This window comes from Pectobacterium polonicum (genome assembly GCF_005497185.1).
Lineage (GTDB): Bacteria > Pseudomonadota > Gammaproteobacteria > Enterobacterales > Enterobacteriaceae > Pectobacterium > Pectobacterium polonicum.
Map to the genome: position 1 here is coordinate 40,591 of NZ_RJTN01000014.1, position 15,203 is coordinate 55,793.

General features: G+C 51.6%; 16 protein-coding genes. 4 read left to right on the forward strand and 12 right to left on the reverse strand.

The window, feature by feature from the left end:
• Positions 1-3: 3 nt before the first annotated feature.
• A complete protein-coding gene (locus EDI29_RS14510) occupies positions 4-1,266 on the reverse strand; it encodes an L-rhamnose isomerase (RefSeq protein WP_137741452.1) in 1,263 nt (420 codons plus the stop codon).
• Positions 1,263-2,753: a rhamnulokinase gene (gene rhaB / locus EDI29_RS14515; protein ID WP_137741453.1), complete on the reverse strand. Its 1,491-nt coding sequence runs from the start codon at positions 2,751-2,753 to the stop codon at positions 1,263-1,265. The genes EDI29_RS14510 and rhaB overlap by 4 nt, the downstream gene beginning before the upstream one ends.
• A 368-nt stretch (positions 2,754-3,121) precedes the next feature.
• Here rhaB and rhaS point away from each other — a divergent pair, with 368 nt between their 5' ends.
• Positions 3,122-3,961: an HTH-type transcriptional activator RhaS gene (gene rhaS / locus EDI29_RS14520; RefSeq protein WP_137741454.1), complete on the forward strand. Its 840-nt coding sequence runs from the start codon at positions 3,122-3,124 to the stop codon at positions 3,959-3,961.
• 24 nt (positions 3,962-3,985) lie between these two features.
• Positions 3,986-4,840, forward strand: coding sequence for a helix-turn-helix domain-containing protein (locus EDI29_RS14525; RefSeq protein ID WP_137741455.1), 855 nt, complete (start codon positions 3,986-3,988; stop codon positions 4,838-4,840).
• A 42-nt stretch (positions 4,841-4,882) separates the two neighbouring features.
• Here the strand turns inward: EDI29_RS14525 and EDI29_RS14530 are convergent, their stop codons facing one another.
• The 6 genes from EDI29_RS14530 to EDI29_RS14555 form a co-directional block, all read right to left on the reverse strand.
• Positions 4,883-5,137, reverse strand: coding sequence for a Txe/YoeB family addiction module toxin (locus tag EDI29_RS14530; RefSeq protein WP_137741456.1), 255 nt, complete (start codon positions 5,135-5,137; stop codon positions 4,883-4,885).
• The gene (gene yefM, locus EDI29_RS14535; protein WP_039324900.1) at positions 5,134-5,385 is read right to left on the reverse strand and encodes a YoeB-YefM toxin-antitoxin system antitoxin YefM; all 252 of its coding nucleotides are present in this window, start codon (positions 5,383-5,385) and stop codon (positions 5,134-5,136) included. Before yefM ends, EDI29_RS14530 begins: the two co-directional genes overlap by 4 nt.
• A gap of 75 nt (positions 5,386-5,460) precedes the next feature.
• The gene (locus EDI29_RS14540) at positions 5,461-7,158 is read right to left on the reverse strand and encodes a dipeptide ABC transporter ATP-binding protein (RefSeq protein ID WP_137741457.1); all 1,698 of its coding nucleotides are present in this window, start codon (positions 7,156-7,158) and stop codon (positions 5,461-5,463) included.
• Positions 7,155-8,021 (reverse strand): ABC transporter permease, encoded by an 867-nt coding sequence (locus EDI29_RS14545; protein WP_137741458.1) that lies wholly within the window; start codon positions 8,019-8,021, stop codon positions 7,155-7,157. The genes EDI29_RS14540 and EDI29_RS14545 overlap by 4 nt, the downstream gene beginning before the upstream one ends.
• Entirely contained in the window at positions 8,014-8,973 is a 960-nt protein-coding gene (locus tag EDI29_RS14550) for an ABC transporter permease (protein ID WP_137741459.1), read from the reverse strand. Before EDI29_RS14550 ends, EDI29_RS14545 begins: the two co-directional genes overlap by 8 nt.
• Positions 8,951-10,564 carry an ABC transporter substrate-binding protein gene (locus EDI29_RS14555; protein WP_137741460.1) on the reverse strand — a complete coding sequence of 538 codons (1,614 nt, stop codon included), beginning with the start codon at positions 10,562-10,564 and terminating at the stop codon, positions 8,951-8,953. Before EDI29_RS14555 ends, EDI29_RS14550 begins: the two co-directional genes overlap by 23 nt.
• A 671-nt stretch (positions 10,565-11,235) precedes the next feature.
• Here EDI29_RS14555 and EDI29_RS14560 point away from each other — a divergent pair.
• Entirely contained in the window at positions 11,236-11,850 is a 615-nt protein-coding gene (locus EDI29_RS14560; RefSeq protein WP_107170810.1) for a YagU family protein, read from the forward strand.
• Between the two features lie 290 nt (positions 11,851-12,140).
• Here the strand turns inward: EDI29_RS14560 and EDI29_RS14565 are convergent, their stop codons facing one another.
• The 3 genes from EDI29_RS14565 to EDI29_RS14575 form a co-directional block, all read right to left on the reverse strand.
• Positions 12,141-12,485 (reverse strand): immunity protein Imm33 domain-containing protein, encoded by a 345-nt coding sequence (locus tag EDI29_RS14565; protein WP_137741461.1) that lies wholly within the window; start codon positions 12,483-12,485, stop codon positions 12,141-12,143.
• A gap of 80 nt (positions 12,486-12,565) precedes the next feature.
• Positions 12,566-13,030 carry a DUF4265 domain-containing protein gene (locus EDI29_RS14570; protein ID WP_137741462.1) on the reverse strand — a complete coding sequence of 155 codons (465 nt, stop codon included), beginning with the start codon at positions 13,028-13,030 and terminating at the stop codon, positions 12,566-12,568.
• A 114-nt stretch (positions 13,031-13,144) separates the two neighbouring features.
• Positions 13,145-13,534 carry an Imm10 family immunity protein gene (locus tag EDI29_RS14575; protein ID WP_137741463.1) on the reverse strand — a complete coding sequence of 130 codons (390 nt, stop codon included), beginning with the start codon at positions 13,532-13,534 and terminating at the stop codon, positions 13,145-13,147.
• A gap of 170 nt (positions 13,535-13,704) precedes the next feature.
• Here EDI29_RS14575 and EDI29_RS14580 point away from each other — a divergent pair, with 170 nt between their 5' ends.
• Positions 13,705-14,379 carry a hypothetical protein gene (locus tag EDI29_RS14580; RefSeq protein WP_137741464.1) on the forward strand — a complete coding sequence of 225 codons (675 nt, stop codon included), beginning with the start codon at positions 13,705-13,707 and terminating at the stop codon, positions 14,377-14,379.
• Positions 14,380-14,661: 282 nt separating this feature from the next.
• Here the strand turns inward: EDI29_RS14580 and EDI29_RS14585 are convergent, their stop codons facing one another.
• Complete coding sequence (locus EDI29_RS14585) at positions 14,662-15,081, reverse strand: hypothetical protein (protein ID WP_137741465.1); 420 nt, start codon at positions 15,079-15,081, stop codon at positions 14,662-14,664.
• Between the last annotated feature and the right edge of the window lie 122 nt (positions 15,082-15,203).

Sequence of the window (15,203 nt, forward strand, 5' to 3'; positions counted from 1 at the left end):
GTCTTACCCTTGACGTTGAGTGAGGATGGTTTCTTCATACTGACGTACCTGTTGCAGCCAGTCGCTGCCTGGGATGACGTCATGACGCTGGCAGTAGTGCTCCCACACGGCCTGCCACGGCAGCGATTTTTGCTCTTCCAGCAGCGCCAGACGTGCGGTGTAATCGCCGTTTTGCTCCAATGTGCGCAGCGTTTCCGTGGGTTCAAGCAGCGCGCGCAGCAGGGCTTTCTTCATATTGCGCGTGCCGATGACCCAGGCCGCGATGCGATTGATTGAGGCATCAAAGAAATCGAGCCCGATATGGACGCGATTAAGCAATTTATGGCGCACGATCTCGTGAGCGATAGCCTGCGTTTCGTCATCCAGCAGCACGACATGATCGCTGTCCCAGCGCACCGGGCGGCTGACGTGCAGCAGCAGGCGCGGTACGTAGAGAATCGCGCTGGAAATCTTGTCGGAAATCACTTCAGTCGGATGGAAGTGTCCGGCATCCAGACAGAGTGCGGTGCCGCGGCTGGCTGCGTAGCCAAGGTAGAATTCGTTGGAACCGACGGTGAAACTTTCTGCGCCTATGCCAAACAGCTTACTTTCCACCGCATCGATATGGTGTGACGGATCGAGCGGTTCGGCGATGACTTCATCCAGTGCGCTGAGCAGCCGCTGGCGGAATGCCAGACGATCGATGGTTAAATCTTTCATGCCGTCCGGCACCCAGATGTTCATGACTGACGGCGTACCGAGTTCGCGACCGAAGTAGGCGGAAATCCGGCGGCTTGCCTGACAGTGCTCAATCCAGAAGCGGCGCACTTTTTCGTCCGGGTGTGACAGCGTAAAGCCGTCTGCACTCAGCGGATGAGAAAAGCAGGTTGGGTTAAAGTCCAGCCCAAGCTGGTGACGTTTGGCCCACGCAACCCAAGAGCTGAAATGTTCAGGGGCAATCTCGTTACGGGCGACAGGCTGTGCGGATTCAAGATAGATAGCGTGCAGGTTCAGCCGCTTGGGACCGGGGATCAATGCAAATGCCTGTTCCAGATCGGCACGCAGTTCATCCGGCGTACTTGCCTTACCGGGGTAGTTGCCAGTGGCCTGAATACCGCCCGTTAATGGCCCGCCGGTGTTTTCGAATCCGGCCACATCATCACCCTGCCAGCAATGCATTGACACCGGAATCTGGTCGAGCTGTTCCAGCGCAGCCTCTACGTCAATATCCAGGCTGGCATAACGCGCTTTTGCCAACTGCCATGCGGTTTCAATTGGTGTGCTCATTGCGTAGTCTCCTTTTTGCCCTGTGGGGCGGTTTCTGGCTGGCTGAGCGCCTGAAAGCGACGCCAGTGCCCGGCAAAATCACTCTCCGCACGCGGGGTATAGCGATGCAGAGGGAAGTTATGAGTCAGCATGTGACGGAATGCAGTAAGGTCGGTGACAGCACCTAGCGCCATCAATTGGCAGCCGATATTGCCGAGCGTAGAGGCTTCGACCGGCCCGGCGAGAACCGGGATCTGGCATACATCAGCACACAGTTGGTTCAGAAACGCGTTCTGGCTGCCGCCGCCGACAATATGCAACTGGCGGATCGGGGCGTGACGCAATTCACCCAACTCCAGCACGACCTGCCGGTAAAGCAAGGCGAGGCTGTCGAAAATGCAGCGTGCCAGTTCGGCATCGCTGTGGGGAATGGGTTGACCGTGCTCACGGCAATAGTCACGGATTGCCTGATGCATGGACGGCGGATTGATAAAGCGTTCGTCATTAGGGTTAACGAGGCTAACAAAAGCGGGCAGGGCAGCGGCGGACTGAATCAATGCGCCTAAATCCTTGATGCCACGCTCCTGACAAACGCGCTGTAGCAGCCACAGACCCATGATATTTTTCAGCACCCGATAGGTGCCGTTTACGCCACCTTCATTGGTGATATTGGCGGCCAGCGCCTGCGGGCAGTTAAACGGGGTGTCGCTCTCGATGCCCATCAGCGACCACGTGCCGGAACTGAGGTAAGCGCTGTCGCGGCTCTGTAACGGTGCACCGACTACCGCGCTGGCGGTATCGTGCGTCGCGACGGCAGTAACGGGGATCTGCCGCCCGCTCGGTGCGGCCCAATTCCCGACGGCGTGCCCCGGCTGCACTGGATCGCTCAACCAGCGGCGCGGTACATCCAGATAGTCCAGCAGTTCGCCGTCCCAGGTTTTCTGTTCCAGATTGAGCAGTTGAGTCGTGCTGGCGTTGGTGTATTCGCAGACCCGTTGACCCGTGAGGCGATAGTGAAAATAGTCGGGGATCATCAGCAAATGTTCTACCCGATCCCGATCGTCGGGAGGCATGTCGCCCAACGCTTTGAGCTGGTACAGCGTATTGAACGGCAGAAACTGAATGCCGGTACGCCGATAGATAGCCTCACGGCCCAGGTCAGCGGTGACGGCAGCCATCACGCCGTCGGTACGGTGGTCGCGATAAGAATACGGTAGGCCGACGCGCTGTCCGTTTTTATCGAGTAGCACATAGTCCACGCCCCAACTGTCAATCCCAATGCTATCGGGGGCGAGACCCGTAGCATCAATTTGGTGTAATCCGGTAAGAATGTCGTGTTCCAGTGTGGCTAGATCCCACTGGTGATGACCGTCCTGAAAAATCAGCGTGTTGCTGAAACGGTGAATTTCTTTCAGCGTCAGATGCTGCGTTGCGGTATGGAACGTCGCCAGCATCACCCGACCGCTGGATGCGCCCAAATCCACCGCCACGATATTCTTCACCGCCATAGCCGCCACTCCTTATCGTTGAATGTGTTGCAGTGTAAGGATCGGTAACAGAAGCCACCTTCCGGTGAGTGCCACCTGTAACAGGCGATTGGCAAAATGACAAAGCTGACCGTGAAAGGGCTCACAATCTGGGAAATTATTTAGATAATAACCATGGAAAAAACAGGGAAAACGCCGTGTGATCCTTGCCACACTTCAATCAATTGAGCGGGACGATCTTAAAAAAAGTGCAGTCAGACGGCGCGTGGGTGACGGTATTTGAAGGCTGGTTTTGTGGCTTATGACTACTCTTTTTCAAAGACTGCCTTTTTCAACGGCTGTATTTTTCAAAGGTCGCATTTTTGCCAAAGGCTGAATGGAGAGCTGAAATGACGTTACTTCGTGGTGATGATTTTTTTACTTCGCGTGCCGTGACGGTCGCGGTAGAGCCGCGTACCCCACAGACGGCCTTTCCTGAGCATTATCATGATTTCTGGGAAATTGTGCTGGTGGAGCAGGGCGCAGGCGTCCATGTATTTAACGACCAGCCCTACGCCCTGTGTAGCGGGACGGTGTTCTTTGTTCGCGATAACGATCGACATCTGTTCGAAGATGTAGAAGGACTGTGCCTGACCAACATGTTGTACCGTTCGCCGCGCGGGTTTCGCTTCCTGTCTGATATCGCCGCCTTTTTGCCGTATGGTCTAAATGGCGAGTGGCAAGGGCAATGGCAGGTGAATGCGATGGGAATGCAACAGTTAAAACAGTCGCTGAACAGTCTGGCGGAACTGGCGCAGAGCGATGCGCCGGAAGCGATTGCCGCCAGCGAGAGCCTGTTTTTGCACATTCTGGTACAACTGCGTCAGCACTGTTTCCAAACACAGGGTAACGGCTCCGAGCGTCAGGGGGTGCAGGCGCTGCTGGGCTGGCTGCAAAATAATTACAGCGAAGAGGTTAACTGGGGGGGGCTGGCCGATCAGTTCTCGCTGCCGCTGCGTACACTGCACCGTCAGCTAAAACAACACACGGGTATGACACCACAACGCTATCTGAATCGGTTAAGATTGCTGGAGGCACGTCGGCGGTTGCAGCAAAGTGATGACTCGATCACCACCATTGCGCACGCCTGTGGATTCAGCGACAGCAATCATTTCTCGACGCAATTCCGCAAGGCATTCTCGCAGGCGCCCAAATCACTACGCCATCAGGCGTTTTCTCGTGAAGAGTAGGTAACGGCAACTGCGGGTGAGGGAATGGCGACAGCAATACGGGGTTTGAAATTACAGACTGAAGACTATTTCCTCACTGACAAGAATGCCGTGATGGTTGCCGAACGGCACCCGCAGCCGGTGTTCCCGCTGCATCACCATGACTTTGACGAACTGGTCATTGTCTGGCGTGGCAATGGACTGCATCTCTGGAATGATGTGCCTTACCGTATTACCCGCGGCGATATGTTCTATGTTTCCGCGCACGATCGCCACAGCTATGAATCCGTCCACGCGCTTGAATTGGACAATATTCTCTATATCCGCAATCGCCTGACGCTATCCGCCGACTGGCAAACGTTACTGCCGGGCGGAGAGCATCCGCAAAGCCAGCGCCACTGGTGTTTAGGCTCGGAAGGCATGGATACCATTCGTGAGAAGGTGGACGCGCTGACGCAGGAGTGTATGAAATCGGATGCATTGTCGCTGCAACTGAGCGAGGCGCTGCTGTTGCAGATCGCGTTGCTGGCGGCGCGCTATCGCCACACGCCGGATAATCCGCAATTGGCGGATGCCCACCAGCTAGATATGTTAATGAATGCCCTGCGCGCCAGTATTGCCGCACCATTCCGTTTTGAAGCCTTCTGCGAACAGCACCACTTTAGCGCCCGCAGTTTGCGTTCGCGCTTTAAAGAACAAACGGGCATGAGCGTGCCGCATTACCTGCGTCAGCTACGGCTCTGCAAAGCGATGGAACTGCTGCGTTATGATTTGCAAACGATTGGTGAAGTTGCCGCACTGTGCGGTTTTGAAGACAGCAATTACTTTTCTGTGGTGTTCCATCAGGCGTTCGGCGTCTCGCCCAGCGCCTACCGCCAGCGTTTCCTGGATGCGGAGTGACTGTGCTTTTTTAGCGATTAAGTGTGATGAATCAATGAAGGGTTAATAGTGGTAGCGGCAGGCAGCGATCATCATGGAGTCATCGGTGATGGCATAAACCAGACGGTGTTCTTCGGTGATGCGGCGCGACCAGAAACCAGCAAGGTTATGTTTAAGTGGCTCTGGTTTTCCTTTTCCTTCAAAAGATGTTCTGCGCGTTTCTTTTATTAATTCATTGATCTTTTTGACCATCCGCTTATCGATGTTCTGCCAGTATAAGTAGTCTTCCCATGCTTCTTCTGACCAGATTAGCTTCACTCAATGATATCTCTTTCTTCGCCATTGCCAGCCTTAAGGCTCTCGATTGAATTCATCAGCCTTTTTGCATTGGCTGGTGAACGCAGCAGATACGCAGTTTCCTCTAGAGAATTATATTCTTCCAGAGACATAAGCACGCAGGCTTCACCATTCTGTCGAGTGATAAGAATAGGAGCACGGTCTTCGACCGTTTTCATCATGGTCGCCGATAGATTTTGTCGGGCTTCACTGTAGCTAATTGTACGCATCTGTACCTCCTGATATGTACTTATCATTGTACAATGCCGCTGTGTTTTTAACCACTCAATCTTTCTTCAACATCACTATTCCGCCACCGTCGAGAGCAATAAACGCGTGTAAGGATGCTGTGGCTGGTTGAAGATCTGCTCGACCGGCCCTGTTTCTACGATATCCCCGTCTTTCATCACTGCGATACGGTGGCTCATGTGCTGCACGACGCCCAGATCGTGGGAGATGAACAGCATTGTCAGCCCTAACTGGCGCTGCAACGCGACCAGCAAATCCAGCACCTGCGCCTGTGTGGTGACATCTAACGCCGATACTGGCTCATCGCAGATCAGAATTTCTGGCTCTGAAGCCAACGCTTGTGCGATGGATACACGCTGGCGCTGCCCGCCGGACAACGCCGTCGGACGTCGGGTGAGTAGGTCGGGTGTGAGTCCGACATATTCCAGCAGTGTCAGAATACGACGCTGTTTCTCATCCTCGCTCAGATCGCGGCGCAAGCGCAGCGGCTGGCGCAAAATCTGGGCGACGGTAAATTGCGGATCGAAAGAACTGAGTGGGTCCTGCGTGATTGTCTGAATACGGGCGCGCAGCGGTCGGCGCTCGCGTTCTGTCAGCGTACTCCAGGCGCTGTCTGCTAACCGGACATCGCCGCTATCTGGCTTTTGTAGCGCCAGAATGACTTTCCCCAGCGTTGTTTTACCTGAACCGGATTCCCCGACGATACCCAGTGTTTCACCGCGTTTGATTTGGAGTGAAACCTGATTTACCGCTTGCATCCGACTACCGTCCGGGCGCTTGAATGATACGGCAATCCGATCCGCCGTCAGCGCTACCGTATCGCTACTGACGTGATCTGCTGCCAGAGAAGTCTGTGATGGCGTAATCCCGCCCTGTAACGGATCGGCACCGGCTAGCCACTTCCCACGTGTAGAAGCGGTCGGGATCGCCGCCAGCAGTTTGCGGGTGTAGGGATGCGTCGGCGCTGACAGAATCTGCCGTGCTTCTCCGCTTTCTACCAGCGCGCCTTGCTGCATGACGATCACGCGATCCGCCACGTCAGCGACGACAGCAAGATCGTGGGTGATCAGTAGAACACCGTGACCCGCCTGCGCCAATGCGGTGAAGACTTTTAGCACCTGCTTCTGCACCGTAGCATCCAGCGCGGTGGTCGGTTCATCGGCAATCAGTAACTGTGGACCCGCTGCCAACGCGGAAGCAATCAACGCGCGTTGACGCAGGCCGCCGGAAAGCTCATGTGGGTACTGTGCAGCTCGATTCTCTGGGTCGGGGATGCCCGCCTGTGCCAGGAGTTCGGTAACGCGTGCGGGAACCTGCTGGCGAGGCAATAAGCGATGGGTCAGAATCGGTTCGGCGACTTCTTGCCCGATCTTGCGCAGCGGGTCGAGAGACACCAGCGCATCCTGCAACACAAAACCAATTTCGCGGCCGCGAATCGCACGCCAGTCGCGATCGGTCAGATAGCGTAAATCGCATAGGCTGCCATCATGGCGCGTGAGTTCAATCGCATTTGCCTGAACATCGACGCCTTCGCCGGATAGCCCCACCAGCGTACGGGCAGTGACGGATTTCCCTGAACCCGATTCGCCAACCAACGCCAGAATTTCTCCCGCATTGACCTGAAAAGAGAGATTTTTAACCGAACGAATCGGACCGAAGGGACTGGGAAACGTAACGCTCAAGCCGTCTACGCGCAGCAGCGGCGTTTTCGCGGGCGCATCTGAAGAGGGGTGAGGCAGTGTGTTCAGGCTCATCTAGCCTCTCCTTTTGCCAAAATAGCCTGTAAACGGCGACCGAGCACGGTAATGGAAATCACCGACAGCGCGACGACGCTGGCGGGCAGCAAGCTGACCCACGGTGCGATATCAAGGAAATTACGCCCGTCTGCGAGTAATGCGCCCCATTCTGCGGTCGGCGGAACGACGCCCAGCCCCAGAAAGCTAAGCGCCGAGGCGGACAGCACCGCGTGACCGACGCCAATGGTGGCGACAATTAACAGCGGGCGCAGCGTATTGGGAATGATGTGGCGAAAGACGATATACAACGGGTGTTCGCCCAGCGCGATAGCATGTTCGACATAGCCGGATAATCTGACTTGCAGCACCTGAGAACGAATCAGGCGAGCATAACCAGCAATGCCTGCCAGACCGACGGCCAGCATGGTGTTTTCTGGCCCGCGCCCCAGCACGGCGATCACCAATAGCGCCAGCAGCAGATCGGGAAATGCCAGCATGATGTCCAGCAGGCGTACCAGAACCTGACGAATACGCAGCGGAGCGAGCACCGACAGCGTACCAAACAGTACGCCACCGAAGCAGGCGATGAGCATCGCTCCGACACCAATCCCTAGCGACAGTGACGTGCCGTGCACGATGCGAGCAAAAATGTCGCGTCCCAGCTGATCGGTGCCGAACCAATAGGTGGCATTCGGTGACTGAAATACCGCGCCCATGTCCATTTCATCTGCGGCGCGACTGGTAAACAGTGACGGAAAAAAGACTGCCAGCGCTAGCAGGAACACAAGTGCGGCGGGCAACAGCGTTGCTGTGGTCAGCCACGGGCTGCGATAGTGTTTTCTTGATGAAGTCTGCGTGTAGGGCATCGGTTCACTACTCATGGGCGCTCGCCTTCTTGCGTAAGCGGGGGTCGATGATGAGGTACAGCGCATCCACCAGCAAATTTATGACGACAAACAGGAACGCGGACAGCATAACGACACCCAGCACCAGCGGCATGTCGCGGTTTTCAATCGCGCTTAGCGTGACCTGTCCGATACCGGCGCGACCAAACACGGTTTCAGTCAGCACGGAACCACCGAGCACGCTTGCCAGTAACGTACCGGTCAGCGTTGAGGCTGCCAGTGACGCATGGCGTAAACCGTGGCGGAAGCGCAGTCGAATTTCGCTGACACCGCGAGTACGCACGGTTAACGAAAACGGTTGGGATAATGCATCTTCCAGACCGTCGCGCAGTACCTGGCTCAGAATAGCGGCAATCGGCAGGCTCAGCGTGATCACTGGTAAGACTAACGACATAAAACCGTCGTTGCCGGTGACAGGGAACCATTGCAGACGAAAACTGAACAGGCTGAGTAGCACGATACCGATCCAATAGACCGGTGTGCTAAGCAGCGTCAGTTCCAGCCACGATACGGCGTTGCGTAGCACGCCATAGCGACCGGCGGTGAGTAGAGCACTGACGATAGCGAGGAACAGTGCCAATACCAAACCACCGAATGCCAGTGGCAGGGTTTGATGCATGGCATCTGCGATGACGGAACCGACAGGTTGGCGATAGAGATAGCTGACGCCAAAATCACCCTGTAGCGCCTGCCCGCAGTAGCGCAGATATTGCACCCACAGCGGTTGATCCAAGCCAAACTGTTTGATGAGCACGGCGCGATAGGCTGCATCCACCACGTTCTCGCCGCCGCTGAGAATGGCAACGGGATCGCCGGGGATCAGTTTGACGGCAATAAACGTCAATGTGGCTGCGCCCCAGAGCACAGCCAGAATGGTGAAGAGACGTTTGCCTAACGCGAGCAGGTTAACGTTTAATCCAGACATCATAGAAGTTCGGTTTTGCGTTGGTGGCCCAGCTTACGCCCTGTACCTGTTTGGACAACCCGAGTTGATAGGCAGGAACGTACAGAGGAACGACATACGCCTGATCGATCACTTCATGCTGTATCTCAGTGTAGAGCTGTTTACGTTCCGCTTCGCCTGCGCCGATGGCTTTTCTCAGCTTGTCATCCAGCACGCTGATGCGGGTAAAGTTATTGCCGTTCGGTGGCGCATAGGCTGAATCAAAGACGGTACGCAGAATATCTGGCTCTGCACGCACGAAGAAGTTAGACGCGATGTCGTATTCGTTAGCGTTGGTGCGGGTAGTAAATTCACCTGCGTCGACTGGCGTTAATTGGACGTCAAAGCCTGCTTGTTTCACCTGGAATTGCACGGCCTGGAACAGCGCGACATCTGCTGCTTCAACGTTGGTTGATGCATAGACAAAGCTGACGCTCAGGCGCTTGCCGTCTTTGGTACGGAACCCTGCGCTGTCTTTCTGTTTCCAGCCTGCGTTATCCAGCAGGTCGTTGGCTTTTTTCACATCAAAGCCCCAGCGTGACGCGACGCTCGGATCGTAGTACAGCGTGGCTGGACCGAGCACGTTATCGGCCGCTTTTAGCGTACCGAAGAAGGCGACTTTTACCGCTGCGTTGCTGTCTACTGCGCTCTGGAATGCTTTACGCACCGCGACGTCCTGGAAAGGACCTTTGGTGGTGTTGAGGTAGAGTACGCGGTTAACGCCTGGGTTTTCGTAAGTGATGACTTCCAGTTTCGGATTACGTTTCACCGCTGGGAAATTGGCAGGCGGTACGGCATCAATTGCCTGAATCTGTCCACTGCTCAGTGCGCCAAGGCGAACTGACGCTTCCGGCAGATATTTGAACACCAGACCATCCAGATAAGCAGGGCCTGTATGTTTTGCATAGCCCGGTCCCCAGTTGTAATCAGGGCGTTTCGTCAGTTTGCTGCCGCTGCCTTTTACAAAGGAATCAAGAACAAATGGCCCTGAGCCCACCACGGTATTACTGGTGTTTGGCGTATTTTTCAGGTAAGTCGGCGATTGAATGCCCAGATACGGTAGACTCAACCCCTGTAACAGCGCCGCAAACGGTGAGCTGTAGTGGAGCACAATGGTATAGTCATCCGGCGTTGATATTTTGTCGATCGGGCCTAACAGCGATTTGGCGTAGCTGGAGGTGGTTTTTGGATCGAGAATGCGTTCGATATTATATTTCACTGCTTCTGCATCGAGCTTGGTGCCGTCGCTAAACGTGACATCTTTGCGCAGATGGAAGGTGTATTCGGTGTTGTTATCGTTGATCTTCCAGCTTTCTGCCAACCAAGGCGTAAAGCGGTTGTCCTCTGCTTGCCCAACCAGTGAATCAACGACGTTGCGGGAAATCAGTGCGGCCACGCCGTAGGCGGTAATGTGCGGATCGATAACGGGAGTATCGCTGCCCAGACCGACATTCAGAATGCCGCCGGAGACGGGTTTTTCAGCACTTTGCGCCGCGTAAGCGCCGGGGTTGAGTGCGAAGAGTAATGAGAGTAATCCTGCGGCGAGAGTCGTAACCTGCGGATGATTTTTTTCCATTCCCTGTGTCCTTTACGAATGTCATGAGGCCATACACGGCGGTCTTTTCGCTACTGTAGAGGGCCGTCTTATGCATGTAAAAGAATAAAAATTGATTTTCAATTCCATAAAAATATATATGCGGAGGGGGGCTTGGCAGGAACGCTTTACTTCGCTGATGTGGTTTTACTGGCTACGTGCCGGGACGTTCTTTGTCACTGGGTCATGTGTGATGCAAGGCGAGAGTATGAGTTACTGAACTGTTATTATTTCACAAATAAATAACTAGGCTATTTATTATTGACGCGTTATATACCCGTAATACTTCAAGCCGCAGGTGCGTTGGCTGCGTTCACTCACCCGAATCACTTACCTGAGTAAGCTCATCGGGACTCCCTCTCTTGCCGCCTTCCTGCAACTCGAATTATTTGGGGTATAGCTGAGTTATTATTCATTTCTCTCTCTGTAAATATACATTTCGTCTACGTTATAGAATCTGGTTTTTCAATTATTGAATAAAAATTTCACAAAAAATCAACTCGTGATTTCTTATTGTCATTTTATAAAAATTAAAACCCCATTCCTAATAACAAAATAACCTAGAGAGATTGTTGGATATATCAATTAACCTCTTTATAAGTACATAATACCTATGTAAGAATATAACCTTTAATGGTTAGATTGGTAAAAAAATGAACTTTTTTGAACAAACATCTCCATCTCGGAGACGCTATGGATTAGCTGCTTTTATTGGTTTGATTGCAGGTATTGTTTCATCTTTCGTAAAATGGGGGGCAGAAAATCCGCTTCCACCGCGTAGCCCTACTGATATGTTTAGTGGTGCTTGCGCCCCCGAATCACTGATTAGAGCTGCTGAGCAAATTGATTGTTCTCGTAACTTTCTTAACCCTCCCTACATTTTTTTACGCGATTGGCTTGGCGTCGTTGATCCTAATGCGGCTGTTTATACCTTTGCCGGCCACGTATTCAATTGGGTTGGTGTAACGCATATTATTTTCTCTATTGTTTTTGCCGTAGGTTACTGCGTTGTTGCCGAAGTATTTCCTAAAATAAAATTATGGCAAGGTTTGTTGGCTGGTGCGCTGGCTCAATTATTTGTCCATATGATTTCATTCCCATTGATGGGTCTGACACCTTCTCTATTTGTTCTTCCTTGGTATGAACATGTATCAGAAATCGTGGGCCATTTAATTTGGTTCTGGTCTATTGAAATTATTCGTCGTGATTTGCGTAATCGTATGACTCACGAACCTGACCCGGAAATTCCTTTGGGCGCTTCACGATAAATCGTGATTTTATTTTAGCGATATAAAATATTGCGATACTTATTCTTTCTGTTTCACAGTGAAAACAAGCTTGCAATAAAAATGAACGCTATTCCAGAACGCCTTGAGACTCTCTCAGGGCGTTTTTACTTTCTTGGTTATCAAAGCGATTGCTACTCGGACTGCCAGGTTTACATCACGGGAGGGACGAGCGAACGAGCATAAAACCAAGGCGCATGTAAGTTTGTGAGCACTTACATCTATGCTGGTTTTGCTAGGAGCAAGGGAACCAAACAGTAAACGCATACCTGCTATGCTTCATCTTGCCAAACGTCCTCATATCCGGCCCGATCGATGATGAATTTTGTTCCTTCGGGTAAAAATAGATACGGTATGACTTCAGGCAACATTTCCTCCAGGTGACTCGTGTGCAGTGCCTGATAAAAACCACTCTCAGCGGAATAGTCGCCACAATGAATAAACCAGCTTATCGTGCCATTTTCCGGTAATACGATCCGGGTTCCGTAAATGGGGGCGTGTTGTAAGGTATCTAAGGCAATGGCGACCATTTCCTCTGGGGGATGCAGCGGTAATTGATACTTATTGCAGGTCTGTTTTTGTTGCGCGCTGGGGAGTGCTCGATCCGCTTTTTGCATGGTTAATTTCGCTGTGGTTTTTATGCCTTCCGAGATTGAGAAACTCAGTATTTTAATTGAGTGCTCAGCCTGTGGTGACCTCAGCTATCCAGCCACCAATTTAAAAGCGTTTCGTCTTCATCGTCGTCAATATTCTTATAAATATTGGAAAAGTACCATTCGAGGCCTGTTTTTTCGCGAAAGGCGTCGAAAACATCGGCAATCTTATCCATCCCATTCCTGGCAGGAACGGCCAATGTCAAATTTCCCTTAAATATGCCGTCTAGGGTTCCATTCAGTTGGCTGAGCACCTCATTCTCTAAATGGGTGATATCTTCAGAAGGAAGTTCATTGGCGTAAATATGAATGCAAAAATTACCGCCCCTGTGCAGCACTTCTGGATGGGCATGTGTGTCGTTAATTCGGAAGGTATCTCCGCGTGCTAAATTTAACGCAAGGCCGGGAGAAGACAGTAATTCGTAAGTGTCTTTCTCGATTTCTCGAACAGGGAGTTGTTCAAACACCGGCCTGTCATCATTATCTGCTACATATACACGAACTAACATAGGTGGATATTACCAATATTTGAGTCAGTGACGTAAAATTATGTCCCGATGTTAGCCCAAAAATACACTTTCGTATCTTGTTTTCCATGGAACTGTTTTTTATACGGCGAATTGCTACGATGATCGAGAGACGTTGGTGGGCGTATCGGTAAATATCTGCCGAAGTGAGGCTTCAATGTCGTCAATAGTTCCCAACTTAGGTGTGAGTCCTATCTCAATCATTTTTATCGTTTTGCACCAGTTTGTTGCGCTTGAGCACGTAAAAATGATTTTGTCTGTCGTGACCAAAACATCATCAATTCCGCCATACCCAGCCATGTCCGGATTACCGATCTCAACATAATAAGTATCTTGACCCAGCTCTTTATCCTGCTCGTCAGGCTCTTCCGCCCGCTGCAAAATCAGAAAATGCTGTGGACTATCTGCATTGTCAGCAAACCCAACCGTTAAAACCGCTTCTTCAGCCGACGAATCATAGTAGGCTGCCGAAAATTTAACGCTCATGACTTTCTCCAAGACTGATCTATCTATAACAGCGGCAACAGGAACTTATCACGCAAGGCGGTATGTTTACAGCAGCCGACGTGATGAAAACCTCTTTTTGCAAAATCTGTGGCAATATCGGCGTCAGAACGGAAAATGCTTGATAGAAAAAAGGGTGAATAAGGTTGCTGATGACAGAGACTACAATGTTGCTCGATATGCCAATGGTGAAGTCGATGCTTGACGATCTCAGAAAACAATTTCAGGTATTTGATACGACCCATTCATATTTTGATTACCTGGCGTGTTGTGATTTGGTCGATGAATGGAAATTTTCTGACGGCGATTATTTTGGACACTTACCGTACAGCGATGAGCGTATGGGATTTTCGTCCCCCCGACTGATGAAAAGGAAATATGCCAATGTAGATGAAGCGCGTTGGCTGGGGAAATATGGTGCCGGTTTCTCTGGTGGCCGTCATGCTATTACCGTTTCTCCTGGGCAGAAGGGCATTCAAGCCATTCAGGCAACCCAATATAACCGTACGGGCGATGTTTTAGAGATTGCTACTCTCGGTTTTAAGGGAATAGATCGTCCAGAACGTGTTGAATCAAAATTGCTTGGCTTGGGAAGAATGTTGCCAGTAGAGGATCACGCGGTGGTTTATGCGGGCGTTGGTATTAGAGAGGCTTTTTCCGTATTTCTTTACCAGTATTCCTCTGCCGGTCAGGTGTTGTCTGGCCGAGCGTTTTCCAAAGGGTGGCCCAGTGAAGATGAATGGTTCTGTCACTACGATAATGACGGGCAACTTGCTGAGATAACGTCAGGCAATACATCCGTTTGGCGTAAGAAATCAGCCAGTTAACCGGTTTGCCGCTATCGATCATTGATACGAGAAATACCTAGGTACGATGAACTGAAGCCGTTCACTGACCGTATTTAGCTCCAGTTCATACAAATTCGCCGATTTTACATTGACCTGAAGCCACAGCGAGTTTTCATTCCCAGAGATCAAACGGGCGTCATTGTTCTTAATCACATTCATAACACGTTGGGTAATCGAGGTGTCATCAAAGATGAGTTTGTACTCATAGCTCATATTGTAGGGGGCTTATTTATGCTGAACGCTGCTCAACGTCATTAATCATTATTTCGATCGCCATATTAGAGGCAAGTCGATATTGCATTTGGATAGAATTAAGGGGATTTTTACGGCAAGCTCAACCGGAAGCGTCGTCGGTGCGCCATACATATCGACTATTCCGACTTCAACAACACCATCAACAAGAGCAGAGAATGCTTCACGATCTTGCGGTGCAATTGATAGGGCGAGATCTCGCGGTATATCATCTCCGCGACCATTTAGCGGCAGCAATGCACCTTTTCTTTCCCACTCAACCAGGCTGCCACTTTCAGGATAATCGTTAAGATGAGCTATCAGCGCCTCGATCGAGGGATGCCGAATCAATTTTGCGTCGCAATAAGCCTGTAAACAGGCAGAGGCATAGCGTTGTAAATCTCTTGGGGAAAGCGCGGTTATTTCACTAAATGTCACTGAGACCTTCATTTCGTTGTTTCCACAAAATTAAAATTTGCGAATGTTGGATATTTATCCAACAAGTTCATTGCCGTGAATGACATCGTCGAGTGGCTTATTCTTTTTTCCTATAGCAATGGCATTCGATTAAT

What these genes read in the sequence shown, in the direction of transcription:
- EDI29_RS14510 (WP_137741452.1), bottom strand. Translation starts at nt 1,266, where the DNA reads ATGAGCACACCAATTGAAACCGCATGGCAGTTGGCAAAAGCGCGTTAT.
- rhaB (WP_137741453.1), bottom strand. Translation starts at nt 2,753, where the DNA reads ATGGCGGTGAAGAATATCGTGGCGGTGGATTTGGGCGCATCCAGCGGT.
- rhaS (WP_137741454.1), top strand. Translation starts at nt 3,122, where the DNA reads ATGACGTTACTTCGTGGTGATGATTTTTTTACTTCGCGTGCCGTGACG.
- EDI29_RS14525 (WP_137741455.1), top strand. Translation starts at nt 3,986, where the DNA reads ATGGCGACAGCAATACGGGGTTTGAAATTACAGACTGAAGACTATTTC.
- yefM (WP_039324900.1), bottom strand. Translation starts at nt 5,385, where the DNA reads ATGCGTACAATTAGCTACAGTGAAGCCCGACAAAATCTATCGGCGACC.
- EDI29_RS14540 (WP_137741457.1), bottom strand. Translation starts at nt 7,158, where the DNA reads ATGAGCCTGAACACACTGCCTCACCCCTCTTCAGATGCGCCCGCGAAA.
- EDI29_RS14545 (WP_137741458.1), bottom strand. Translation starts at nt 8,021, where the DNA reads ATGAGTAGTGAACCGATGCCCTACACGCAGACTTCATCAAGAAAACAC.
- EDI29_RS14550 (WP_137741459.1), bottom strand. Translation starts at nt 8,973, where the DNA reads ATGATGTCTGGATTAAACGTTAACCTGCTCGCGTTAGGCAAACGTCTC.
- EDI29_RS14555 (WP_137741460.1), bottom strand. Translation starts at nt 10,564, where the DNA reads ATGGAAAAAAATCATCCGCAGGTTACGACTCTCGCCGCAGGATTACTC.
- EDI29_RS14560 (WP_107170810.1), top strand. Translation starts at nt 11,236, where the DNA reads ATGAACTTTTTTGAACAAACATCTCCATCTCGGAGACGCTATGGATTA.
- EDI29_RS14565 (WP_137741461.1), bottom strand. Translation starts at nt 12,485, where the DNA reads ATGCAAAAAGCGGATCGAGCACTCCCCAGCGCGCAACAAAAACAGACC.
- EDI29_RS14570 (WP_137741462.1), bottom strand. Translation starts at nt 13,030, where the DNA reads ATGTTAGTTCGTGTATATGTAGCAGATAATGATGACAGGCCGGTGTTT.
- EDI29_RS14575 (WP_137741463.1), bottom strand. Translation starts at nt 13,534, where the DNA reads ATGAGCGTTAAATTTTCGGCAGCCTACTATGATTCGTCGGCTGAAGAA.
- EDI29_RS14580 (WP_137741464.1), top strand. Translation starts at nt 13,705, where the DNA reads ATGACAGAGACTACAATGTTGCTCGATATGCCAATGGTGAAGTCGATG.
- EDI29_RS14585 (WP_137741465.1), bottom strand. Translation starts at nt 15,081, where the DNA reads ATGAAGGTCTCAGTGACATTTAGTGAAATAACCGCGCTTTCCCCAAGA.